A 22,992-nucleotide genomic window follows, 5' to 3' on the forward strand; every position below is an offset into this window, starting at 1 on the left:
CGCCCGGCGTCGCTGCACCACGCCTTCCGGCGTCGCGCATGAAGTCGTTGTCTCAGACCCAGTCGAAACCGCCGCGGCGCCACTCGTAGACGAACGGCACGGTGATCAACGCCAGGAACGTCAGCATCGCCACCAGCCCGAACGTCGCGAGCGTCGTGAAGTCCACGGCCCACGGGTAGAGAAAGACGACCTCGATGTCGAAGACGATGAATGTCATCGCCACCAGGTAGTACTTGATCGGGAGCCGCCCGCCACCCACCGCGTGCGGCGTCGGCTCGATGCCGCACTCGTACGAGTCGAGCTTGGCGCGGTTGTAGCGCTTGGGGCCGATGACGGCGCTCGCTGCCACACCACCGAGCGCCAGGACCGCCCCGATCGCCATGAGGATCAGGATGGGTACGTAGGGATTCATGCTGTGCCCTTCGTGGACGACTTGCCCTTCGTGGACGTGATGTTCATGAGCTCGGGACCACCCGGGTGAGCCCGGCGATGACGCGGTCGATCCAGTCGCCGCCGTGGGGCTCGTAGCAGTCGGACAGGAGCTTGAGCGTGAACTGCATGACCACCTTGCGCGGCAGTCCGTACCGGACGCACACCCGCATGATCTCGGGGTGCTCGATGAGCCGCACGAACCAGCGGCCCAGGGTGTAGTACCCGCCGAGGTCGTCGCGCATGCGCTCCGCGTAGGTGGCGAGCGTGGCCTCTCGGGCCGCGTCGCTGCTCTTGTGCCGGGCCTGGCTGATCGCCTCGGCGGCGACCCGGCCGGCCTGCAGGCCGTAGGCGATGCCCTCGCCGTTGAACGGGCTCACCATGCCGGCGGAGTCGCCGGCCAGGAGCACGCCGTCCGCGTACAGAGGGCCGCGGTTGTAGCCCATGGGCAGTGCCGCGCCGCGGATCGGGCCGCGCTCCGGCTCGTGCACCAGGTCCCAGCCCTCGGGGGCGCTCTTGGTCAGCCAGGTCTCCATGAGGCGCCGGTAGTCGATGCCCGCCTTGGACTGGCGGGCGGGCGTGGAGTGCACGCTGCCGAGGCCGACGTTCACCGTGCCGTCGCCGAGCGGGAAGATCCAGCCGTAGCCCGGCAGCAGGTCGCTCTTGCCCGGCTCGCCGTCCCACAGCTCGAGGTGGGACTCCATGAAGGGGTCGTCGTGGCGCCGGGTGCGGTAGTAGGCGCGGACCGCGGTGCCCATGGGCCGGTCGTCACGTCGCTCCCGCCCGACGCCGAGCGCGAAGCGCGAGCTGACGCCGTCGGCCGCCACGACGACCGGGGCGCGCAGCTCTTTGACCGGACCCTCGGCGCGGCCGCGCGCGTCGAGCGGCTGTGCGGTGACGCCGACCACCCGTCCGTCGTCGTCGCGGAGCGGGCCGGTGACCTTGGTGCGCTGCAGCAGCTTGGCGCCGCTCGCCTGCGCGTGCTGGGCCAGGGTCTCGTCCAGCGTCATCCGGGAGCGGGCCATGCCGTAGCCGGGGTAGGTGGTGAGGCTGGGCCAGTCCAGCTCGTAGGAGTGACCGCCGCCGTGGACGCGCAGGCCGCGGTTGCGGATCCAGCCGTCCTCCTCGCCGGTCGGCACACCCATGCGGACCAGCTCGGCCACGGCGCGCGGCGTCAGGCCGTCGCCACAGATCTTGTCCCGGGGGAACTCGCCCTTCTCCAGGAGCAGTACGTCGAGTCCCGCGGCCGCGCACCAGTGCGCGGTGGACGAGCCGGCCGGACCGGCGCCCACCACGATGACATCTGCGTCGTCGCGCATCACTCTTCGCACGTTCACCCCCGTTGGGAACCCGCTGCTGGTCGTTGCTGACCTCGCTGTGCGGGGTTCGACGGGCTAACTGACAAGCCCTTGTGAACCCTGTCACAACACCGACACCCTAGCCACACTTAGGGGGGATTGTGTAGGAAGGTTCGCCTTACTTGGGAGAGCGAGTTCAGGCGGGCTGTTCCGGCGTCACGGCCGGTCCGCGACGGACCGCCGCCAGCTGCACCGGCGCCTCCAGCATCAGGCCGGACGGACCGCCCGGTGCAGCGCCACGATCCCGGCGGACACGTTGCGGTAGGCGGCGTGCTCCCAGCCGGACTCGAGCATGAGGTGGGCGAGGTCGACCTGGGTGTGCCAGCCCCGGATGGACTCGGCGAGGTACTCGTAGGAGCCCTTGTCCCGGGTCACCGCGCCCGCCACGATGGGCAGCGCGCGCATGAGGTACTCCTGGTAGACCTTCCGGAACGGGCCCCACGTGGGAGTGGAGAACTCGCAGATCACCACACGCCCGCCCGGCCGGACCACCCGCAGCATCTCGCGCAGGGCTGCGCTCGTGTCGGCGACGTTGCGCAGGCCGAAGCTGATGGTGACGGCGTCGAAGGACTCGTCGGCGAACGGCAGCCGAGTGGCGTCCCCCGCGACGAACGGTAGGTCCGGGCGGCGCTGCTTGCCGACCTGCAGCATGCCGATCGAGAAGTCGGACGGGACCACGAACGCGCCGTCGGCGGCGAAGGGCTCGCTGCTGGTCCCGGTGCCCGCGGCGAGGTCGAGCACCCGCTCGCCCGGCATCGCGGCGACGGCGTCGACCGTGAGGCGGCGCCAGCGCCGGTCCTGCCCCAGGGAGATGAGGTCGTTCGTCAGGTCGTAGCGGGCGGCGATCCCGTCGAACATCGACGCGACCTCGGCCGGCTTCTTTTCCAGGCTTGCGCGGGACATGGCGCCATCGTTTCACGTCGCAGGTAGAGGCCGTCAGACGATGTGACCTCCGCTACGGCTTGCACCCGTGCGCGTCGCACCCCTTTATCCTGAAGCCGATGATCGTCTCACCGGCCGGCCGCACCCCGGGTGCATCAACCGGCACCACCGTGTCCGGCTCCTGGACAGCCGTCGCGCCGGACACACCCGACAGACCGCGGGGCGCGCCCCGGGGCCCGCAGGTCGTCGTCCGCACGGTCGCGATCGACGATCTCCCCGACACCCCGACGGCGCTCGTCGACCGGCTCCCCGACACGAACGCCCTCGCGTGGGTTCGGCACGGCGACGGGCTCGTTGGCTGGGGCGAGTCGCTCCGGTTCGAGACGTTCGGCCCCGGTCGCTTCGCCGACGCCGACGACGCCTGGCGCCAGGTGCTCGACCGCGCCGTCGTGCACGACGACGTCGGCGTGCCCGGCAGCGGCCTGGTCGCGTTCGGCAGCTTCGCGTTCGACGACGTCTCCCCCGGCGACGAGTCCGAGGACCCGGCGCGGGCGAGCGGCGTGCTGATCGTGCCGCGCGTCGTCGTCGGGCGACGGGGTGACCGGGCCTGGATGACCACCATCTCCCTGGTGGGCGACCGGTCCGCGCCCGTGGGCGAGGACCTGCTGTCCGCCTACCCGCATCAGCCGGTGACGGAGCCGGGCAGGGTCGCGCTGGCCGACGGCGCGGTCGGGGCGGCGGACTGGCCGGCCGTGGTCGCGGAGGGGATCGCGCGGATCCAGACCGGCGAGCTGGAGAAGGTGGTGCTCGCACGCGACGTGGTCGCCACCGCTGAGCACCCGGTCGACACGCGTCACCTGCTCGGCCGCCTCGCGACCGCGTACGACGCATGCTGGGCCTTCAGCGTGGACGGCATGGTCGGCGCGACGCCGGAGCTGCTGGTCCGCAGCGAGAAGGGCCTGGTCGCCTCGCGAGTGCTGGCGGGCACGATCCGCCGCGAGCACGGGCCGGGCTCGCCCACCGCCCCGGCAGACGCTGACCTGCTGCACGCCGCGCAGCTCGCCCGCTCGTCGAAGGACCTCGAGGAGCACGAGTTCGCCGTGCGCTCCGTGGCGGCCGCCCTGGAGCCGTTCTGCTCGTCGATGAACGTGCCCGAGGCGCCGTTCGTGCTGCACCTGCCGAACGTCATGCACCTGGCGACCGACGTGACGGGCGTCCTGACGGGCCAGAACCCGGCGTCGGGCGGTCGGGCGCCGTCGTCCCTGTCGCTGGCCGCCGCGCTGCACCCGAGCGCCGCCGTGTGCGGCACGCCGACCACCGCCGCACGCAGCCTCATCCGCGAGATCGAGGGCCTGGACCGCGCCCGGTACGCGGGCCCGGTGGGCTGGGTGGGGGCCGGCGGCGACGGCGAGTGGGGTATCGCCCTGCGCTCGGCCGAGATCTCCCCGACCGACCGGCGCCACGTCCGGCTGTTCGCGGGCTGCGGCATCGTCGCGGCGTCGGACCCGCAGGCGGAGCTGGCGGAGTCCGAGGCAAAGCTGGAGCCGATGCGCTACGCCCTCGGCGCTAAGTAGAAGACTGGCGAGATAGAACCGCAGCGAAGTAGAACCCGGGCCGGGTGCTACTTCGCTGCGGTTCTATCTCGCCAGAGTTCTACCTCGGCGTCACGGGATCAGGGGGTTCCGGCCGTCGGGCCCTTGCCGATCGGGTCGGTCTCGTCGCCCCAGACCTGCTCGCGGAAGCCGTCCCACACCTGGATGTCGGACGTCGCACCGATGAACCCCATCCGCGCGTCCGTCGAGGTCAGCATGATCTCGATGAGCGAAGCTCCTTCGAGCACCTTCGTGGCCACCTCGAGGAGGTCCTGCCCGTCGGGCAGGTCCGCATGGATCGACGACACGTACATCTGCGCGTCGCCCTCGAGCGACACGAAGTTCGCCCTCGTGTCCGTGCCCGCCACCGAGGTGTCGTCGTAGGCGTACGACTTGAGCCAGAACCCGTCGACGACGACCTTGTCGGCCGAGATCTTGATGGCGTCCCGGCGCTGGCCGTCGTTCTTGACCGGCACGTTCGCCAGGCCGATGCCGTTGATGCCGGTCAGCGGGATCTCCACGTCCGTGCTCTCCAGGTCGGCGGGGAGGGAGAAGACCGACCCGTCCTCCTTGGTGCCGCACTGGCCTGGCAGGTCGACGTTGAGGTCGTACTTGCCGCCGAAGCTCACCTTGACACAGGTGCCGAGCTCGGTTCGGAGCGCTTCCTCGATCGTCTCCTGCGCGTCCATCTCGCCGCACTTGTCGGACGGCGCGCCGTCCCCGGCTTCGGGCGGCACCTCGCCGTCCTGCGTCGGCTCCTCGCACTCGGCCTGGTCGTCGCCGTTGTCGCCGCCCGCCGTGCCGTCACCGTCGCCGCCCGTGGCCGGGTCGGTCGCGCCGGTGAGGTCGTCGACCGCGTCCCCGACCGGGTCCTCGCCCTCGTCGGTGCCCGATTCGGACGTGGAGGGCGACGGCGAGGCGGACGGGTCCGCCGAGCCTTCGTCACAGGCGCCGAAGACCGCGCACCAGAACGAGTCGTCCTCCTGGGTCCCGGCGTCCGACGTCGAGGCCGGCATGCTCGCGCCGCCGACCACCATCGCACCGGCCACCGCGACAGCCGCGGACTTCTGGGACAGGGCGCGCAGCGCGTTGCTGAGCGTCTCCACCTTCGGGATCGCCTTCGTGTCCGGGGCCGGCTCGCCGTCGGCCCGCGGTGCGTCGCCGTCCGCCGCCGGGGCGGGCGAGCCTTCGGCGGCGGTGCCCGACACCGAGGCGTCGCCCCCGGGACGTTCTCCCTCGCCGGCCGCGTCGGGTGCCTCGGTATCGTCCCCGCCGGGCGCCACGTCGTTCCCGGCGTCCGCCGCCTCGGGCTGTTCGGCCGCCTCGGCGTCAGCCGCCTGGGGTGCCCAGGACACGACGACGATGCCGCCGATCACGCCCAGCAGGAACCCGGCGACCCAGCCGCCGAGGTTCACTCCCGCGATCGAGTAGACGGAGATCGCGAGCGCGATCACGCCGTAGAAGATCCGGTGAACGGGCTGGGCGATCGACAGGACCCCGAGCAGCACGAGGGTGATCGGGAGGATCGTCGCCTGAGCACCCTCGACGCCGAACTGCAGCACGACGTTCATACCGAGCTGGTCCAGCTTGATAGGGCCGGACAGGAGCATCTCCAGGCCCGCGAGAACTACCAGCACACCCCCGACGAACGGCCGCTGCCGGCGCCAGGGGCGGAAGTCCCTGCGCCAGTCAGCAAGCTTCGCGCGAAGTCCGGGGCGGCCGGCGTTCGCCTGGCCATCACCCGGACTCAGAAGCACTCGGTGCCGTCCGTGATCTTGAGGCTGAGGTCCGTCAGCTGGAAGACGGCGGCCTGCGTGCTCCAGGAGACCTGCTCGAGGTTCGAGATGTCCACCGAGTCGGAGTCCATCGCGAAGTCGCCCGCGTCACCCTTCTTGGCCGTGTTCACGGTCGAGGCGTCGACGCCGATGCGGATGTTCTTGAAGATCGCGGTGCCCGACAGGTCGTTCATGCCGATCTGCAGGTCGGTGGCCTTCGCGGGCTCCTCGCCGGTGCCCGCCGAGATCAGGATTCCGACCTTGCCGAGCGGCGTGTCCTGCACTACCGACTGGCACAGGTTGTAGAGCTGCGCGTCCTTGATGTTCGCGATGGCGGCAGGGTGCTGCGTGCCGTCGGAGGCGGTCGCGACGCCCGCGTACTGCGAGAAGCCGGTGCCCGCGAGCTGGTCGGCGCCGATCTTGAACTGGCTGCCGGAGATGGCGAACGAGACGGGCACTGCGCCCTGTGCAACCCCACCGAGCAGAACGCTGGCGGCGATCGTGACCGGTATGACTGCGAGAGCCACGCGCCCCTTGCGCGACCCCGTGAGCTTGCTGAGCTTCATTGGTGTTCCCCTCGATGCGCCAATGTGAGGACGACTACGCCGTCGTCCGCCGCGACGTTAGCGTGATTACTGAGTGAGCGTCAATTGGCCCCCTGACAGCGGCGCAAAGCATGCCGGATATGCTCAACACATGGCAACAGCCCGACGCACGCGACTCCGCCCGGAGGAACGCCGCAACCAGCTTGTGGCCCTCGGAGTTGCGACTCTTGCGGACCGCCCGTTGGCCGAAGTAACCGTTGAGGAGATCGCCGCCGAAGCCGGTGTCTCGACGGGTCTCGTCTACTACTACTTCGGCTCCAAGAACGGCCTGCACCACGAGATCGTGCGCCGTGCGCGCGACTCGATGCTGCACGCCTCCGAGCCCCAGGCCGAGCTGCCACCGGCGGACCGCCTGGTCAGCACGCTCACCAGGCTCGTCGCGTACGTCCGGGAGCACGGGCCGACGTTCTACTCGCTCGTCCGCGGCGCGGCGAGCGGCGACGAAGAGGTGCGCGCCGTGATCGAGGACGCGCGTCGGCAGCAGACGGAGCGGGCCCTCGCCGTGCTTCTTGAGCTCGGCGTGCCCGAGACCGAGCTCCTGCGCATCGCCGTCCGCTCGTGGGTGGCCCTCGCCGAGCAGGCCCTGGTCGACGGCGGCATCAACTCCGACCTCACCGACGAGGAGCTGGTCGGTTACCTCGAGCGCAGCCTCGGTGGCGTCGTCGCCGCCGTCGTGCCAGGCGCCTCGGATGCGCTGTTCGGGATCACGTCGACGCTCTGAGCCTTGCCGCTCCGATCGTCTCTGGTCAGAGAGCCTTGACCATCAGGAGGCAGGGGTCGTCGGCCCAGAGGTCGGGAAACTCTTCCACCGGTTGGAACCCGCAGGCGGTGTAGAAAGCGCGGGTCCGATCAAAGCCCGGGTCCGACGCCGAGGGGCCGAGCGTCTTCACGCTCAGCAGCTGCACGCCCTGGGCTCGGAGGTCGTTCTCGACGTGGTTCAGCAGGGTGCGCCCGATGCCCGCGCGGTGGTGCTTGCGCCGGACGGCGAGCAGGTGCACCTCCGCCGACGTCGGGTACCGCTGGTCCAGCAGCAGCACACCGAGCGCGTCCTCGGGTGCGATCGAGCCGCCGTCGGGTCCGAGGGCGGGCTTCGCGCCGCTGGCTCCCGGCGGTGCGTGCTCGGGCGCTGCGACCGCTACATAGTTGGGGAACTTGGCCGCCGCCTCGACGTACTCATGCGTGAACCTGTCGATGCCAAACCATTCCGGCAGCTCCTCGAGGATGTCGTGCGCGGCATCCGCTCTGCCGAGGGTCCTGACCACGGTGTACGTCCCAGACACGTGGACTAATTTAGACCGGAGAAGCCAAGTTCACCCGCCGAAAGCGAATACCGCCGAGACACGTGCCGCTCGAGCCTTGCCGTAGGCGCCCGGTGGTCGAGCTTGTCGAGACCTGGGTCACGACGAGCTCGACCACCGGAGGCGCCCACAACCGAGCCAGAGGGGGTCAGCCCTCGTTGCCGGGCAGGAACTCCCGCAGCCAGTCCGGGATGTTGTTCGGCTGGCTCTGGTCCGAGCCGGAACCCGAGTCCGAGCCGCCCTGCTGCTCCTGCGGGGGTGCCTGCGTGGCCGACTCGTCCTTGACCGCGAGCGTCACCGTGATCTCCTGAGTGCTGTCGTCGCGCACCACGGTCAGCACGGACTTGGCACCGGCCTCCTTCTCCCGCACGAACGCCGTGAGCGACGCCGCGCCGTTGACCGGGTCGCCGTCGATCGCGACGATCACGTCGCCCCTCTGGATCCCGGCGTCCCCGGCCGGCGAGTCCGAGACGACCTCGGTGACGCCGGCACCCCGGCGGGTCACGCCGTCGGCCGTCGCGGTGGCGTCCGTGAGCGAGACGCCGAGGAACGCGTGCTCGGCGGTGCCGTCCGCCTTGAGCTGGTCACCGATCTGCGTGGCCAGGTTGGACGGGATGGCGAAGCCCAGGCCGATCGAGCCGGAGCTGCCCGACGACATCCCGCCGGACAGGGTCGCGATCGACGAGGTGATGCCGATGACCTCGCCCGACGCGTTGAACAGCGGCCCGCCGGAGTTACCCGGGTTCACCGCGGCGTCGATCTGGATGGCGTTGGTGACCACCTGCTCGGACCCGTCCTCGGCACTGGCCGTGACCGGGCGGTCCAGGGCGGACACGATGCCCGTCGTGGCGGTGTTCGCCAGACCGAGCGGGTTGCCGAGCGCCAGCACGGGCTCCCCCACCACGACGTCGGACGAGTCCGCGAAGGTCGCGGGCTTCAGGTCCGACGGCGGGTCGGACAGCTGCACGACGGCGAGGTCGGTGGTCGGGTCGGTGCCGACGATGTCGGCCTCGTACACGCGACCGTCGCTCAGCGTGACCTGCACCGTGCTCGCATCAGCCACCACGTGGTTGTTCGTCAGGATGCGGCCCTCGGAGTCCAGCACGACGCCGGAGCCCTCCGCGCCGCCAGCCTGGCTCTCCACCTGGATCGCGACCACGGACTCCTGCACCGCCGACGTCACCGAGGTCCAGTCCGGGTTCTCGACGGTCGAGCTCTTCACGGGAACGTTCTGGCTGGCCGTCTGGCCGACGTCCGCCAGGGAGGACGGGTCGTCCGAGCCGCCCGTGACCGCGATGGCACCGGCCGTGCCCAGGCTGGCCAGCAGCGCGGCCGCCGCGGCGGCACTGACCACCGGGACCCACGTGCGGTTCCGCTCCCTCGGGCTGCCGATGGCCGTCGCCGTGGCGGGGGCGGAGTACGGGTTGACGTAGACGGGCTCGGGGCCCGGGGCGGGGACCGCGTTCTGCACGGGCACCGAGTGCTGGGCGGGCGCGGCGCTCTGGGCGGGCGCAGGGTGCTCGGCGGGCGGGGCCGGCGGGGGTACGGGCGCCGGGGACTGCAGGTTCGGAGACTCCTCAGCCGCCGCCTGCTGGGCGGGTGCCGGGCCGGCGACCGGCAGCTGCTGCGTGGGCTGCGCTGCGGGCGGCTGCTGGTCGGGCTGCGGAGTGGTGCTGTTCTGGTCGGTCATCGTGACCCTCCTTGAAGTCAGGACCAGTTGACACCCCGTTCCTTGCCCGACCCTTGGACGAGTCTGTGAGTTTGCTGCACGGCGTACGCCGCCGCCCGCCTCAGAACACAGGTCACACCCGCGTGACCCGTATGTCTGACAGGTCCCTCAGGCGCCGGACGCCCCGACGACGCGCCGAGCCAGGTCGCGTGACTCCGCGTACCGGTCGGCGCGCGGCACCTGCACCTCGATGACCTGGACGCCGTGGCTCGGCGCCTGCAACGCGTGCCGCAGCGTCGGTATGTCCTTCACGATCTGGTGGTCGACGCCGTATCCCGCACACAGCTGCGCCAGGTTGGACCCGTGCGGCGTCCCGAAGACCCGCTCGAACGTGGCGCTCGCGGCGACGCCGGACGCGGCGAGCGCGCCGTGCTCGAGGGTCGCGAAGATCGAGCCGCCGTCGTCGTTCACGACCACGATCTCGAGGTCCACCGGGGGCTCGTCGGGGCCACGGAGGAGGCCGCCGACGTCGTGCAGGAACGTGAGGTCACCCAGGAGCGCGCGCGTGCGCAGCCCACGGCGGGCGGCGGAGAGGCCGACGCCCACCGCCGTCGACACGGTGCCGTCGATGCCCGCGAGACCCCGGTTGGCGAGGACCGCGGGGCCGGGGCCGTCCAGGCCGAGCACCAGCTCGAGGTCCCGCACGGGGTTCGACGAACCGACCACCAGCAGGTCATCCGGCCCGAGTACCGCGGCCACGGCGCGGGCCACGGAGAGCGCGGTGGGTCCGCCGGCCACCGCCTCGTCGCTGGTCACGTCGTCCAGGACGCGCGCGGCCCGCGCACCGGCGGCCCGCCAGCGCTCCAGGAACTGGGACGGCTGCTGAGCGGGCACCTCGAACCAGGCGGGCGCCACGCCGGGCAGGACGACGGCGGCATTGCGGGCGGCGTCGGGCCACGGACCCGCGCCCGGCGCCACGACGGTGACCGTGACGGAGGGGCTGCCGAGCAGCCGCTGCACCGGGCGCGACAGGGTGGGCAGGCCGAAGACCACCACCTGCTCGACGCTCTCGGCGAGCTCGTCCGAGCCGAGCAGCAACCGGTAGGCCGCTATCGCGTTGGGTCCGCCCGTGGCGCCCGACGACGGCTCCGCGAACAGCGGCCAGCCCTGTGCCTCCGCGAGCTGCCGCGCCTCGGGTCCGGCGCCGTCGCCCGCGACGACGACGGTGCGGGCCGCGTCGCCCGGCAGCGCCGGCGACCCGAAGTGCTCCAGCACGGCGGGGACGACGAGGGGCGGGTCCGGCTTGGGGTAACCCTCCTGGGCGGTTTCGGCGGGCAGGCCCGGCAGCGCGGCCGACGGCGCCAGCGGCTCCCGGAACGCCAGGTTGAGGTGCACGGGCCCGGGATACCCCGACCGCAGGCCGAGGGCGGCACTGACCGCTCGCCCGGCGATGTGCCGCAGGTCCGCGAACCGGGACGCGGCCGCGGAGGCCGGTTCGCTCACCGGAGCGGGGGCACCCTCGGGCGCGCGGACACCCGGCGACGCCGGTTCGTCCGACGACGACAGGACCGGCGCCGGGACGTCCGCGGCGAACCGCACCGCCGAGCCGAAGATCCCGACCTGGTCGGTGGTCTGCGACGCGCCGGTGCCCCGCAGCTCGTGCGGCCGGTCGGCGGTGAGCAGGATCAGCGGCAGCCCGGTGTGGTTCGCCTCCAGCACGGCGGGGTGCAGGTTCGCGACGGCAGTGCCCGAAGTGGTGACGACGGCGACCGGCATCCCCTCCGAGCCCTTCGACAGGCCCAGCGCCAGGAACCCCGCCGCCCGCTCGTCGATCCGCACGTGCAGGGTGACGCGGCCGGCGTCGGCGGCCTCCGCCACCGCGTAGGCGAGGGGCGCGCTGCGGGAGCCGGGGGCGAGCACCACATCCCGGACACCCCTGGTGACCAGGTCGGCGATCAGGGTGCGGGCGGCGGTCACGGCGGGCGGGATCGTCATGCGTCCTCCAGGATCCGGATCAGTCGGTGGTACCGCGCGAGCCAGCGCTCGGCCGTCGGGCCGTCCGGGGACGCGGCCGCGAGCGCCTCGGGCGAGGGTTCGGGGCGGCGGACGGGGAGCGCGCCGTCGACGGGCAGCAGCGGCTCGTCGACGACGTCGTGCACGAGGAGCTGGGACGTCGCGAGCCCGCAGGCGTAGGGCAGCTCGGGGAGCGCGGCGGCGAGGGCGACGCCGGCGGCGAGCCCCACCGAGCTCTCGAGCGCTGACGAGACGACGACGGGCAGCCCCACCTGCTCGGCGAGGTCGAGGCAGGCACGGACGCCGCCGAGGGGCTGGACCTTGAGGACCACTATGTCGGCGGCTTGCTCGCGGACCACCCGCATCGGGTCGGAGGCGCGGCGGATCGACTCGTCGGCCGCGACCGGCACGTCCTGCTTGCGTCGCACCAGGGCGAGCTCGTCGACTTCTGCGCAGGGCTGCTCGACGTACTCGAGCCCGCCGGCGGCGCGGTCGATCTCGGCCAGGTGGGCCAGGGCCTCGTCGGGGGTCCAGGCGGCGTTGGCGTCGACCCGGATCGCGCCGTCAGGCCCCAGGGCCTCGCGGACGGCGGCCACGCGGTCCGCCTCCGCGCCCACGGATTCGAGCGTCCCGTCGTGCCCGCGCTGGGCGACCTTGACCTTGGCGGTGCGGCAGCCGCCGGACGCCAGGACGATCTCGCGGGCGCGCTCCGGCCCGACGGCGGGGACCGTGACGTTCACCGGCACGCTGCTGCGGACGGGCTCGGGCCAGCCGGTGAAGGCCGCCTCGTGCGCCGCACGCAGCCAGGTCGCGGACTCCGCGTCGTCGTAGTCCCAGAAGGGTGACAGCTCGCCCCAGCCGGCGTCGCCGCGCAGGAGGACGCCGTCACGCACGTCGATCCCGCGAAAGCGGGTCCGCAGGGGCGTGGACCAGACGACGGGCTCACCGATCAGCAGCACAGGCCCAGGCTAACGACCTGCGCGGCTACGTGGTCTCGTGCACGGGCTCGTCGTCGCGGTGCGCGCCGTAGTAGGCCGACTGGCGGCGCATCAGCTCGCGCATCGGAACGTCCCGGTCCACGCCGTAGACGGTGCCGCCGAAGTCGAGCTCCCGCTGGATCGCCCAGATCTCCTCGTGCTGGTCGGGCGGCAGGATCGTCGCCGGATCTCCCACCGCTACCCAGCCGATCGGCACCACCGCTCCCGGGGCCACAACCGTGTTGACCTGCACCACGCCGTTGATGCGCACCTCCGCGCCGGCGCCGACGACGCTGCCCGGGAACAGCGCGGCGCCGGTCGCGATGAACGCCTCATCCTCGACGGTGCTGCCGTTGACGTGAGCGTGCGGGCCGATCATCACGGCAGACCCGATCCGGGCGTGGTGGCCGCCACGCCCGCGGACGAGCGCGTTCTCCATGACTACCGTGTCCGCGCCGATACCGACGACGCCGTCCTCGGCCGTGAGGACCGCGCCGTGCAGGATCCTGGCCCCTGCGGCGACGCGGACATCACCGACAACAACCGCTGACGGGGCCACGTAGGCCGACGGGTCTATCGACGGTTCGAGACCGCGATGGCGAACCAGCATGGGGGCTCCTCTCCTCGCCGCCACCCTAGGGGCCGACACCCACACCACCGGAACTAGGCTTGCCGCGTGAGCACGAGCACCGAACTGCCCAAGCAGGTCTCCGAGACGTTCGACCCGCAGCGCTGGCGCGTGGTCGCGGGGTTCGAGGACCTGACCGACCTCACGTATCACCGGGGTGTCGACCGCAGCGGGCCCGGGCCGCGCGACCTGCCCGTGGTCCGCATCGCGTTCGACCGGCCGGAGGTGCGCAACGCGTTCCGCCCGCACACGGTGGACGAGCTGTACCGGGTCATGGACCACGCGCGCATGACGTCCGACGTCGGCACCGTGCTGCTGACCGGCAACGGCCCGTCCCCCAAGGACGGCGGCTGGGCGTTCTGCAGCGGCGGTGACCAGCGCATCCGCGGCCGTGACGGCTACCGCTACGCGGAGGGCGAGAACGCCGACTCGATCGACCCGGCCAAGGCCGGCCGGCTGCACATCCTGGAGGTGCAGCGCCTGATGCGGACCATGCCGAAGGTGGTCGTCGCCGTCGTGGACGGCTGGGCCGCCGGCGGGGGCCACTCCCTGCACGTCGTCGCGGACCTCACGATCGCGTGCCGCGAGCACGGCAAGTTCAAGCAGACCGACGCCGACGTCGGCTCGTTCGACGCCGGTTACGGCTCCGCGTACTTCGCCCGCCAGATCGGGCAGAAGCGTGCCCGCGAGGTCTTCTTCCTCGCCCGCGAGTACTCCGCCGACGACGCCGAGCGCTGGGGCTCCGTCAACGAGGTCGCCGACCACGAGGACCTCGAGGGCCTGGCGCTCGAGTACGCGCGCATCATCGCCACCAAGTCGCCGCAGGCGATCCGGATGCTGAAGTTCGCGTTCAACGCCGCCGACGACGGCATCGCCGGCCAGCAGGTGTTCGCCGGCGAGGCGACGCGGCTGGCCTACATGACGGACGAGGCGGTCGAGGGCAAGGAGGCGTTCCTGGAGCGCCGCGACCCGGACTGGTCCGGGTTCCCGTACTACTACTGACGGCGTCCGCCGCTGCGACTGACGGCGTCCGCCTGCCGCGACTGGAGGCACCACGGGGCATGCGAGCCGGCGTCACTCGTCGTCGTCCTGCGGGCCGCCGTCCGGGGTGACCGGGATCGGCGACGCGGCTACGCGCACGTCCTCCGCGCCTAGGGCGGACGCCAGATCGTCGGGTCCCGTGAACCACACAACCCCGGGGTACGCAGCCAGGATGCGCTCGAGGCGAGCGCGCCCCTCCTGGTCCAGGTCGCGGTCGAGATCGGCGACCAAGAGCAGCGGCGGCTCGCCGTAGATCGCCCGGGCGAGGGCGAGGCGGGCGCGTTCGTCGGTGGTGAGCGGCTCGCCGCCCGCGCGGAGCACGGTGCGCAGCCCGCGCGGGAACCTGTCTGCTGACAGCCCCACGGTCTCGAAGACCTCGCGAGCCGTCTCGTCGTCGAGGTCGGGACGGCGGTAGCGCAGCGCGCGCCGCAGCGACCCGCGTTCGAACACGGTGCCCCGCGACGCGATCCCGACGAGAGCGCGGCCGCGCGCAGGCGGTACGGCTCGCAGGTTCTGACCGGCCACCCAGATCTCGTCGGTCGTCCCGGGCGGCGCGAGGTCGAGACCCACGGCTCGGCGCATCAGGCGCAGCGGCGCCTCCGGCTCGTCGCTGGTCAGGCGGATCCGGGCGCCGCGACCAGCCCGCAGGGGCGAAGCCGCCGGGACGAGCCCCGGGACCACCACATGCACCCGGTCGGGCCCGTCCGCGCCGTGGGGCACAGCAGCCGACGCCGCAGCGTCGCTCACCTGCTCGCGCTCGGCGCGCCGCCGGGCGGCGTCGGCGAGCCCGGGCATGAGGACCGCGCGCGCCGCCAGGTAGGTCTGGCGGTACTCGACGATCCGGCCGAGGTCGATGATCGGGGTCGAGGCGATGCCGGCGACCGCCATGGCGGCCATCGTGACGGCGGGATCGAGGCCGCGGACCACGCCGATCGCCGCGACGGCGAGCGTGGCCAGCATTGCCGCCACGGTGCCGCCGGCCCGGATCGTCCCCACGATCACCGAGCGGTCGACGGCGCGATCGACGACGACGTCGGACGCGGCGTCGATGTGGCCGAGCTCGCGGCCGGCACCGTGCGCCGCGATGATCCCCTGCGAGGCCCCGACGGTGTCCGCGATCCGGGTGGCCATGCGCCCACGGGCACGCCGCAGGCGCCGCGATCTCTGGTACGCGGTCCGCGACCAGGGCACCATGACGGCGGCAAGGATCCCGAGCGGAAGCAGGAACCCGACGCCGACGAACGGGTCCAGGAACGTGAGCCCGACGGCGGAGCCGACGATCAGCGGGATCCCGGACGCGAGAGTACCGATCCCCTGCGAAACCCAGTTCCGCACGCTGGAGAGGTCGTTCGTGGTGCGGGCGACCGTGATGCCGAGGTGCGTGCGGCTGCCCGGGGTGAGCTCGGACTCCACCAGGTCGCGGCGAACCTCGCGCACATAGTCCTGGCCGAGTCGCTCAGCGGCGATCCGCTCCTCGACGCGCAGCCCACCGATCGCCACCGCCGTCGCCACGATCGTGAGGATCGCGACGACCATCGGCCACGGGCTGCCCGCACGGAGCTGCGTCAGCGCCCAGGCGCCGACCGCTCCGAGCGCGCCCTGGCCGAGCCCCAGCCCGACGAGGCCGAGGACCCACCCCCGCCGGGTGCCGGTGAAGACCTTCGGCAGCGCGCCCGGCTCAGACTCAGGCGACCGCATGCTTGGCACCGGCCAGGCCCGCAGCGGACAGCGCGACGGCGGGCAGGCACAGGTCGAAGGTCGGCACCACGCCGACGTCGAGCGCCACCCGGGCCTCGGCCGTGGCCAGGGGCGAGGCCGTGAGGACCCCCGACACGACCGACGGCTCGCAGCCGAGCGCGCGCAGCGCCGCGACCCCGCCGCTCGCCCCGAGCGCGTCCCCGGCGGCGAACACCACGCGGTCGACCACCGACCGGAACGCGTGGTCCGTGAGGAGACGGCTCGTGTCGCCCTGGTAGATGCCGTCGGCGATCTCGATCAGGACGACGTCCGGCGCGCCGTGCCCGGCCGGGGACGCCAGCACCTCGGCCATCGTCGCGAAGACGTCGCGGACCTCTTCGAACGGCAGGCCGAACGTGCTCGGGAGGCCGAAGTCGGTGAAGTCGACCACCCGGTCCGCGCCCGCGTCGGCGTAGTGGTTCGCGTCGTTGCCCGCACCGGTCCCGGTCGCCTTGCCCGCGTGCACGGTGAGGCCGGCCGCGGTCAGGCCGCGGGCCAGGCAGGCCAGCGTGGTGGACTTACCGGAGTTCATCGACGTCCCGACGACGGCGACGACGGGGACGCGCGAGGCGCTGCCCGGCAGCGGCTCCGCTGCGCGCACCGGGTGCGGCGCGAGCTCCGCGAGGTTGACCACCCCGCCCGCGTTCGTGAGCAGGCCGACGGGCTCGATCACCGTGGCGTCGCTGATCGCGGCGTGCTGGTCGACGACCCGCGAGGCGAGCCCGCCGGCGGCGGCCAGGTGGCACGGCCCGAGGTCCTCCGGGATGACGGCGAGGAACTGGTCGGCTGCGTAGCGCGACCCGTAGGAGACGATGATCTCGTCCCCCTCGAACAGGATCTGGCGGCGGGAGGTCGGGGACTCGAGCCGCCGGTGCTGGCCGATCGTCACGACCCGCGCCAGGACGACGTCACCGGGCCGCGGCGCCTGCTCCGGATCGGTGATCAGGTCGAAGGCGGCGGGGTCCGTCTCGATCGCCGCGGCGACGAACCGTGTGGAGTAGGCCTTCTTGGCCCGCAGCAGACGGCGCACGAGCGGCTCGGGAGCCCGAGGCGTCACGTCTGCGGCGTCGAGCCGCAGGGGTACCGCGACGGGGCGCAGAGCGTGCCCGTGCAGGTCCAGGGACGTGTCGAGGATTCTCATGGCGGCCACGCTTTCTTGTCGAGGGACGCGAGGTGCAACAACCACCACTCAACAAGGCCGCCATGAAGTCGGGATGAGACCCGGATGAAGGCTCTCTCATCCGGCCCGACCCGCCCTCAGCGCACCGACCAGTCCCCCGAGCCCCTCGGGACCAGCTCGATCCACGTGTTGCCCGGGTCGAGCTGCACCTCCCCGCCGCGCCACGTCTTGAGCACGATCGGCGACCTCAGGTTCTTCTTGGACCAGCGCACCGTGACGCTGTGCCCCATGGAGAGCAAGGTGCCGGTCCCGCCGCTCCCCCCGAGCCGATGCTCGGGGACCGGGGCGCCGGCCGGGTCCACGAAGTTGGTGTTGAACACCTCGGTGGAAATCACGAGCACGTTCCGGGCGGCGTGTCGCCGACCGTCGGCGCTGACCGACGCCGACGAGCCCTCGCTGCGCAGGTACTTCTTGCTCCCCTTGTCCCATGTCCAGACGCTGCGCTGCGCCGGGGACAGTCGCACGTCGACCTCACGCGCGGACTTCCCCTCCTGCGGCGCCGTCCCCTGGCCGATCTTGCGGGCGTACTGGAACTGCGCGGGCGGCGGGCTCGTCCGCTGCCGGTCGGCCTGGGCGAGGAACGTCGATGGGCGGCCGATCACGTTGTGCGGCGCCGCCCGGCCGGGGTCCCGCGAGAAGCCGGCGTCACCGATGTCCATCTCGACCGTCTGGGTGCCCAGCCGCTTCACCGCGGCGATGAACGGCCCCTGCCCGCCGGAGAACGCCAGGATCCCGTCGAGCGGCGCCACGATCGCGGCGTCCATCGGCCGCACGGAGCGCACCGGCTCCACGACGTCCGGGATGTTCGAGTGGTAGGTCGCTACGAATCGGGTGATGCCGCCCTCGACGACCTCCTCCCACACGATGTCTGCCTCCACGAGGCCACGCTGGGGCCGGGCCTCCGCCGCGTTCTCGATCTTCACCGACAGTGCCGGGCGGTTCTTGACCTTCGCGGTCTCCACCCCGGTGAGCGGCCACACCACGGGCTCGTCCGGCTTCGGCGGCCCGTTCCGCTCACCCTTGACGGGAGCGTCGACCGTCGCGGTGGGCGTGGGCAGGGGCTCGGGCTCCTCGGACCCGCCGAGCGCGCAGCCCGCCAGTCCCAGCGCGATCACCAGGGCCACACCTGTGGCACGGGCCGCGGTCGTCCTGCGCGTGGTCATCCGATCTCCTCCGCGAGTGTTCGAGCCCGGGCCTCCCCCGGGAGCGGTCCGCGTGGCGCACACCTTACAGATACAGCCAACCACCAGCACCGGGGGCGCGCTTACCCTCGTGAGGTGACTGTGACCTTGACCGACGTCGTGCGCGCCGTCCGGGACGCCCTCGGCGGCGGTCCCGCCTACGCGCCGCAGCCCCGCCTGTCCGACGCCGTCGTCCCACCAGGCACCGCACTCGTGCTGCGGACCTCCGGTTCCACGGGAGACCCGCGCGAGGTGGCGCTCGGCGCGGCGGCCCTGCGGGCCTCGGCGGAGGCCACCCACGAACGGCTCGGCGGCCCCGGACGCTGGCTGCTGGTGCTGCCGCCCACGCACGTCGCCGGGATCCAGGTCATCAACCGGTCGGTCGTGGCGGGCACGGAGGTGCGCGCCGGCGCGCTGGACCGCTTCACCCCGGAGGGATTCGCGGCCGCCGCTACCAACTTCCTCGCGCGCGGCACGCGTGCGTACGTATCGATCGTCCCCACCCAGCTGCACCGCCTGGTCACCGCGGCCGACGACGGCGACGCCGCCGGCCTGGGCGCCCTCGCCAGGTTCGACGCCGTGCTCGTCGGGGGTGCCGCGACGCCCGCCCCGCTCCTGGCCCGCGCCCGGGACGCGGGAGTCCGGGCCGTCACCACCTACGGCATGTCGGAGACGAGCGGCGGCTGCGTGTACGACGGCGTCCCGCTCCCGGGCGTGCGTGTCCGGCTGACCGACGCCGACGCCGTCGCGGGCGCGGGCGCCGCCAGCGCGGGCATCGTCGAGCTCTCCGGCCCCGTGCTCGCCGAGGGCTACGTGGGCGACCCCGACGCCACGGCTGCCGCGTTCCGCACCGACCCCGACGGAACCCGTTGGTTCCGCACCTCCGACCTGGGCCGCCTGGACGGCGGCCGCCTCACGATCCTCGGCCGGGCGGACGACGTCATCCTCACCGGCGGCGTCAACGTCGCCCCGGCCGCGGTCGAGGAGGCGATCGCCGAGCACCTCGCCGGGCTGGGCACCCCCGGCGAGGCCTGCGTGGTCGGCGTGCCGGACGACGAGTGGGGGCAGGCCGTCGTCGCCGTCCTCGTGCTCGGCCGCGCGCCCGGGGGCATCGCACCCGCGCCCGGCGCGCCGGCCGGCAGCACCGACCTGGCCGACGGCGGCGGGGCGCTGCTCGCCGGGCTGCGCTCCGCCGTCGGACAGCGGCTCGGGGCCCCGGCCGCGCCACGGCGCGTGTACGTTACCGGCGCCCTGCCGACCCGGGGCCCGGGCAAGGTGGACCGCCGGGCGGTGCGGGACGCCGTCGTGCAGGCCGAGCGGAAAGGTGCCCGGGAACCCGTGCGACCATGACTTCGTTCCACCGCCAGGGCCTGGAACCAGGCCTTACCCCCACGAACGAAGGACGCACCGATGGCGACTGCCGCCGAGTGGATCTCCGGGGCGCGGCCCCGCACGCTGCCGGCGGCTGCGGCACCCGTCATGGTCGGCACGGGCGCGGCCGCCCAGGTGGACTCCTCCGCGTGGCTGCCGGCGCTGCTCGCGCTGGGTGTCGCCCTCGCGCTGCAGGTCGGCGTCAACTTCGCCAACGACTACTCGGACGGCGTGCGCGGCACGGACCTCGACCGCGTCGGCCCGATGCGGCTGACCGCGTCCGGCGCCGCCGGCCCAGGGGCCGTGAAGGGCGCGGCGTTCGCCGCGTTCGGCGTCGCCGGGCTGCTCGGCCTCGTGCTGTGCGCGGTGTCCGGCCACTGGTGGCTGCTCGCGGTCGGCGCGGTCTGCGTGGCCGCCGCCTGGTACTACACGGGCGGCAAGAAGCCGTACGGGTACCGGGGCCTGGGCGAGATCGCCGTGTTCGTGTTCTTCGGGCTGGTCGCGGTGCTCGGCACCACGTACACGCAGGCCGACCGCATCACGTGGCCCGCGGTGCTCGGCGCCGTCGGCGTCGGTCTCATCGCGTGCGCGCTGCTCATGGTGAACAACCTGCGCGACATCCCGACCGACGTCCTGGCGGGCAAGCGCACCCTCGCGGTGCGGCTCGGCGACTACCGGGCGCGCCGGGCGTACATCGGGATGCTGTGGTTCCCGGTGCTGCTCGGCGCCGTGTGCTCCTTCTGGGCGCCGTGGTCGCTCGTCGTGCTGCTGCTGGTCGGGCCGGCTGCACTGCTCACGATCCCGGTGCTCGCCGGGGCGCGGGGCAAGCTGCTGATCCCGGTGCTGGCCGGCACGGGGCTGTTCGAGCTGGGCTACGGCATCCTGCTGGGGATCGGGCTCTCGCTCTGACTGCCCGTCATCCTGGGCGGTCGGTGCGGAGCTCCTGGTCGAGCTGCGCGTCCTCATGAGCGGCGTCGACGTCGACCTTCGGAGCGGCGGCACGCTCGGCGGCGCGGCGCTCGGCACGGGTGGCCATCCACTGCGCCGCCGCGTCCCGCGGCTTGCCCAGGGCCAGGTACGAGACGGCCAGCGCGACCACGACGGCGACGATCGGGAGCAGCCAGCCCCGCAGGCCGGCCAGGTAGAGCAGGCCGAAGGCCGCGCCGAAGAGCGCGAGGCGGAGCAGGGTGTAGATCACGAGGGGCACCTACCCATGGTAGGCCGGGCGTGGGTCACACCCGGCCATGGATTTCACCCGGTCGTACCGCCGCCTCCGGAGGATCCCCGGCTAGGCTCGTTTGCATGCCCAGGCTCGTCTTCTTCCTCCTGTACCTAGCGCTCGTCGTCTACGCGCTGGTCGACGTGATCCAGGCAGAGGACGAGGACCTCGGCGGCATCCAGAAGGGCTTCTGGATCATCGCCATCGTGTTCCTCCCGCTGGCGGGTTCCATCGCGTGGATAGTGGTGAGCAACGGTGCCCGACGCCGCCGGGCGGGCTCGCGGGACCAGGTCACCGGCTTCCCGGCCGCCCAGCCGGCGCCCGCCCAGTACTCCCGGCGGGTCCGCTCCTGGGAGCAGGAGGCCGCGCCCCTCGCGCCCGAGGACGACTCCGAGTTCATCTGGCTGATGGAACAGGCGAAGCGCAAGCGCGAGCGCGAGGCCAGCGAGGGAACCGGGCGCACCGAGGGCGCCGAGCCCGGAGGTGAGAACGAGCGGCAAGGGGGCGAAGGTCACGTCGAGGGCTGACCTATTCCCGCCGTCCCGCCGTAGGCTGGGGCTATGCCACGCGTACTCCTGATCGTCGTCATCATCGGACTCGCGGCGTATGCCCTGGCCGACGTCTGGGGTGCCGACGAGGAGGAACGGAGCGGCCTGCCCCGCTGGCTCTGGGTGATCCTGATCGTGTTCCTGCCCCTGCTGGGCGCGATCTCGTGGATCGTGGTCCGTGTCACCGCCCGCCGCTCCGGCGCGGGCCCGGCGCCACGCCCCGACACCGGCGGCAGCCGCCCGACGCCGCCCCCGCGCGCTCCGCGCCCGGGCCCCGGCCCGCGTCGCCCTTCGGGCCCCGTTGCCCCCGACGACGACCCCGAGTTCCTGTGGCTCCTGGAGCAGGAGAAGCGCAAGCGCGAGCGTGAGGCCCGCGGCCGCCTGGACGCCAAGGACGACGACGCCGAGAACAACTGACAGCCTGGTTGTGGGCGCGACGGTTGCGACTACCTGCCCGTTTTAGGCGCAACGATCGCGCCCACAACCAAGGGGCCGGTCACAGGCCCGAGTACGAGTGCTTCCCGTTGAAGATCAGGTTCACGCCGGTGAAGTTGAACAGCACGCACGCGTACCCGGCAACGACGAACCATGCTGCGCGCGTCCCGGACCAGCCGCGCGTGGTGCGCGCGTGCAGGTAGGCCGCGTAGACCACCCACACGATGAAGCTCCAGACCTCCTTGGGGTCCCAGCCCCAGTAGCGCCCCCAGGCGTCCTCGGCCCAGATGGCGCCGCCGATCACCGTGAAGGTCCACAGAACGAACCCCACGGAGTTCAGCCGGAACGAGAGCGACTCCAAGGCGGTGGGCGCCGGCGTGTGGTCGAGCCAGCCCCAGCGGTGGCTGCCCAGCATGGCCGAGCCGTTGTCCCGGCCGTCGCGGAGGAGCTGCAGCACCGACGTCACGAACGCGACGGTGAAGATGCCGGTCGCGCAGATGGCGACGCCGACGTGGATCACCAGCCAGTACTTCTGCAGCGCGGGCTGCACGCCCGTCGCCTCGATGAAGAACCTGGTCTGCGCCAGCACGAGGAACAGCACGCCGAGCCCGGCCACGAAGGCTCCGAGGAACCGCACGTCGCGCCGGCTGTTCACGCCCACGAACACGGCGACGGCCACGAAGGTGCCGACCAGCGCGAACTCGTACATGTTGGCCCACGGCGTGCGTCCCGCGGCGATGCCGCGCAGCACGATCGCGACGAGCAGCATCGCGGCGGCCAGCCACGTCACCGACATCCCGACCCCGGCGAGCCTGCGGTTCACGGGCCCGGGAGCGGTCACTCCGGTGCCGGTGTCCGGGCCGTACGGAGAGACCAGCGCGACCAGGGGCGCACCCGCGGCGGCGGCTACCTTCTCCCGGCCCCTTGCCGCGTCCCGCGCCTCAACCTTCGCGCCCGACAGGCGCGACAGGTCCACCGCGAACGCGACGAGTGCGACGGCAAGTGCCGTCGCGGCGCCCCAGACGAGCAGCACGCTCAGGTTTGCCAGCTCCAT

The 22,992-nt window shown here is 72.7% G+C and carries 22 protein-coding genes; 7 read left to right on the forward strand and 15 right to left on the reverse strand.

Annotated elements, in window-relative coordinates; genetic code table 11:
• Positions 1 to 52: 52 nt before the first annotated feature.
• The 3 genes from IE250_RS05905 to IE250_RS05915 form a co-directional block, all read right to left on the reverse strand.
• Positions 53 to 412, reverse strand: a complete 360-nt coding sequence (locus IE250_RS05905) for an NADH-quinone oxidoreductase subunit A (RefSeq protein WP_189668389.1) — start codon at positions 410 to 412, stop codon at positions 53 to 55.
• Between the two features lie 43 nt (positions 413 to 455).
• Positions 456 to 1,748: a geranylgeranyl reductase family protein gene (locus tag IE250_RS05910; protein WP_189668390.1), complete on the reverse strand. Its 1,293-nt coding sequence runs from the start codon at positions 1,746 to 1,748 to the stop codon at positions 456 to 458.
• Between the two features lie 246 nt (positions 1,749 to 1,994).
• Positions 1,995 to 2,690, reverse strand: coding sequence for a demethylmenaquinone methyltransferase (locus tag IE250_RS05915; protein ID WP_189668391.1), 696 nt, complete (start codon positions 2,688 to 2,690; stop codon positions 1,995 to 1,997).
• A gap of 98 nt (positions 2,691 to 2,788) precedes the next feature.
• Here IE250_RS05915 and IE250_RS05920 point away from each other — a divergent pair, with 98 nt between their 5' ends.
• On the forward strand, positions 2,789 to 4,243 hold the full coding sequence (locus tag IE250_RS05920; RefSeq protein ID WP_189668392.1) for an isochorismate synthase: 1,455 nt from the start codon (positions 2,789 to 2,791) through the stop codon (positions 4,241 to 4,243).
• Between the two features lie 98 nt (positions 4,244 to 4,341).
• Here the strand turns inward: IE250_RS05920 and IE250_RS05925 are convergent, their stop codons facing one another.
• Both IE250_RS05925 and IE250_RS05930 read right to left on the reverse strand, forming a co-directional pair.
• Entirely contained in the window at positions 4,342 to 6,018 is a 1,677-nt protein-coding gene (locus IE250_RS05925; protein WP_189668393.1) for a DUF6114 domain-containing protein, read from the reverse strand.
• Positions 6,009 to 6,602: a DUF6230 family protein gene (locus IE250_RS05930; protein WP_189668394.1), complete on the reverse strand. Its 594-nt coding sequence runs from the start codon at positions 6,600 to 6,602 to the stop codon at positions 6,009 to 6,011. Before IE250_RS05930 ends, IE250_RS05925 begins: the two co-directional genes overlap by 10 nt.
• A 130-nt stretch (positions 6,603 to 6,732) precedes the next feature.
• Here IE250_RS05930 and IE250_RS05935 point away from each other — a divergent pair, with 130 nt between their 5' ends.
• Positions 6,733 to 7,362, forward strand: a complete 630-nt coding sequence (locus IE250_RS05935) for a TetR/AcrR family transcriptional regulator (protein WP_189668395.1) — start codon at positions 6,733 to 6,735, stop codon at positions 7,360 to 7,362.
• A gap of 25 nt (positions 7,363 to 7,387) precedes the next feature.
• Here IE250_RS05935 and IE250_RS05940 read toward each other — a convergent pair whose 3' ends face one another.
• From IE250_RS05940 to IE250_RS05960, 5 genes are all read right to left on the reverse strand, one after another.
• On the reverse strand, positions 7,388 to 7,921 hold the full coding sequence (locus tag IE250_RS05940) for a GNAT family N-acetyltransferase (protein ID WP_189668396.1): 534 nt from the start codon (positions 7,919 to 7,921) through the stop codon (positions 7,388 to 7,390).
• A gap of 166 nt (positions 7,922 to 8,087) precedes the next feature.
• Positions 8,088 to 9,629, reverse strand: a complete 1,542-nt coding sequence (locus IE250_RS05945; RefSeq protein WP_189668397.1) for a S1C family serine protease — start codon at positions 9,627 to 9,629, stop codon at positions 8,088 to 8,090.
• A 147-nt stretch (positions 9,630 to 9,776) separates the two neighbouring features.
• Positions 9,777 to 11,603, reverse strand: coding sequence for a 2-succinyl-5-enolpyruvyl-6-hydroxy-3-cyclohexene-1-carboxylate synthase (gene menD, locus IE250_RS05950; RefSeq protein ID WP_189668398.1), 1,827 nt, complete (start codon positions 11,601 to 11,603; stop codon positions 9,777 to 9,779).
• A complete protein-coding gene (locus tag IE250_RS05955; RefSeq protein ID WP_189668399.1) occupies positions 11,600 to 12,580 on the reverse strand; it encodes an o-succinylbenzoate synthase in 981 nt (326 codons plus the stop codon). The genes menD and IE250_RS05955 overlap by 4 nt, the downstream gene beginning before the upstream one ends.
• Positions 12,581 to 12,605: 25 nt before the next feature.
• A complete protein-coding gene (locus tag IE250_RS05960; protein ID WP_189668400.1) occupies positions 12,606 to 13,208 on the reverse strand; it encodes a gamma carbonic anhydrase family protein in 603 nt (200 codons plus the stop codon).
• A 66-nt stretch (positions 13,209 to 13,274) separates the two neighbouring features.
• On the opposite strand from IE250_RS05960, the gene IE250_RS05965 reads away from it, so the two are divergent.
• On the forward strand, positions 13,275 to 14,228 hold the full coding sequence (locus tag IE250_RS05965) for a 1,4-dihydroxy-2-naphthoyl-CoA synthase (RefSeq protein WP_189668401.1): 954 nt from the start codon (positions 13,275 to 13,277) through the stop codon (positions 14,226 to 14,228).
• 72 nt (positions 14,229 to 14,300) lie between these two features.
• Here the strand turns inward: IE250_RS05965 and IE250_RS05970 are convergent, their stop codons facing one another.
• From IE250_RS05970 to IE250_RS05980, 3 genes are all read right to left on the reverse strand, one after another.
• Complete coding sequence (locus tag IE250_RS05970) at positions 14,301 to 15,965, reverse strand: ABC transporter ATP-binding protein (protein ID WP_189668402.1); 1,665 nt, start codon at positions 15,963 to 15,965, stop codon at positions 14,301 to 14,303.
• A complete protein-coding gene (locus tag IE250_RS05975) occupies positions 15,952 to 17,145 on the reverse strand; it encodes an ATP-binding protein (RefSeq protein WP_189668403.1) in 1,194 nt (397 codons plus the stop codon). Before IE250_RS05975 ends, IE250_RS05970 begins: the two co-directional genes overlap by 14 nt.
• Positions 17,146 to 17,261: 116 nt before the next feature.
• A complete protein-coding gene (locus tag IE250_RS05980) occupies positions 17,262 to 18,347 on the reverse strand; it encodes a DUF3048 domain-containing protein (protein WP_229872193.1) in 1,086 nt (361 codons plus the stop codon).
• A gap of 114 nt (positions 18,348 to 18,461) precedes the next feature.
• Here IE250_RS05980 and IE250_RS05985 point away from each other — a divergent pair, with 114 nt between their 5' ends.
• Together IE250_RS05985 and IE250_RS05990 are read left to right on the forward strand one after the other, a co-directional pair.
• The gene (locus IE250_RS05985) at positions 18,462 to 19,715 is read left to right on the forward strand and encodes an AMP-binding protein (protein WP_189668404.1); all 1,254 of its coding nucleotides are present in this window, start codon (positions 18,462 to 18,464) and stop codon (positions 19,713 to 19,715) included.
• A 60-nt stretch (positions 19,716 to 19,775) separates the two neighbouring features.
• Positions 19,776 to 20,645, forward strand: a complete 870-nt coding sequence (locus tag IE250_RS05990; RefSeq protein WP_189668405.1) for a 1,4-dihydroxy-2-naphthoate polyprenyltransferase — start codon at positions 19,776 to 19,778, stop codon at positions 20,643 to 20,645.
• 7 nt (positions 20,646 to 20,652) lie between these two features.
• Here IE250_RS05990 and IE250_RS05995 read toward each other — a convergent pair whose 3' ends face one another.
• Complete coding sequence (locus IE250_RS05995; RefSeq protein WP_189668406.1) at positions 20,653 to 20,943, reverse strand: DUF4229 domain-containing protein; 291 nt, start codon at positions 20,941 to 20,943, stop codon at positions 20,653 to 20,655.
• Between the two features lie 95 nt (positions 20,944 to 21,038).
• Between IE250_RS05995 and IE250_RS06000 the strand changes: the two genes are divergently transcribed.
• Positions 21,039 to 21,482 carry a PLD nuclease N-terminal domain-containing protein gene (locus tag IE250_RS06000; protein ID WP_189668407.1) on the forward strand — a complete coding sequence of 148 codons (444 nt, stop codon included), beginning with the start codon at positions 21,039 to 21,041 and terminating at the stop codon, positions 21,480 to 21,482.
• 33 nt (positions 21,483 to 21,515) lie between these two features.
• Positions 21,516 to 21,920: a PLD nuclease N-terminal domain-containing protein gene (locus tag IE250_RS06005; protein WP_189668408.1), complete on the forward strand. Its 405-nt coding sequence runs from the start codon at positions 21,516 to 21,518 to the stop codon at positions 21,918 to 21,920.
• Between the two features lie 79 nt (positions 21,921 to 21,999).
• On the opposite strand, the gene ccsB is transcribed toward IE250_RS06005, so the two are convergent.
• Positions 22,000 to 22,992: a c-type cytochrome biogenesis protein CcsB gene (gene ccsB, locus IE250_RS06010; protein ID WP_189668409.1), complete on the reverse strand. Its 993-nt coding sequence runs from the start codon at positions 22,990 to 22,992 to the stop codon at positions 22,000 to 22,002.

It is taken from the genome of Promicromonospora soli, from assembly GCF_014653785.1.
Taxonomy (GTDB): domain Bacteria; phylum Actinomycetota; class Actinomycetes; order Actinomycetales; family Cellulomonadaceae; genus Promicromonospora; species Promicromonospora soli.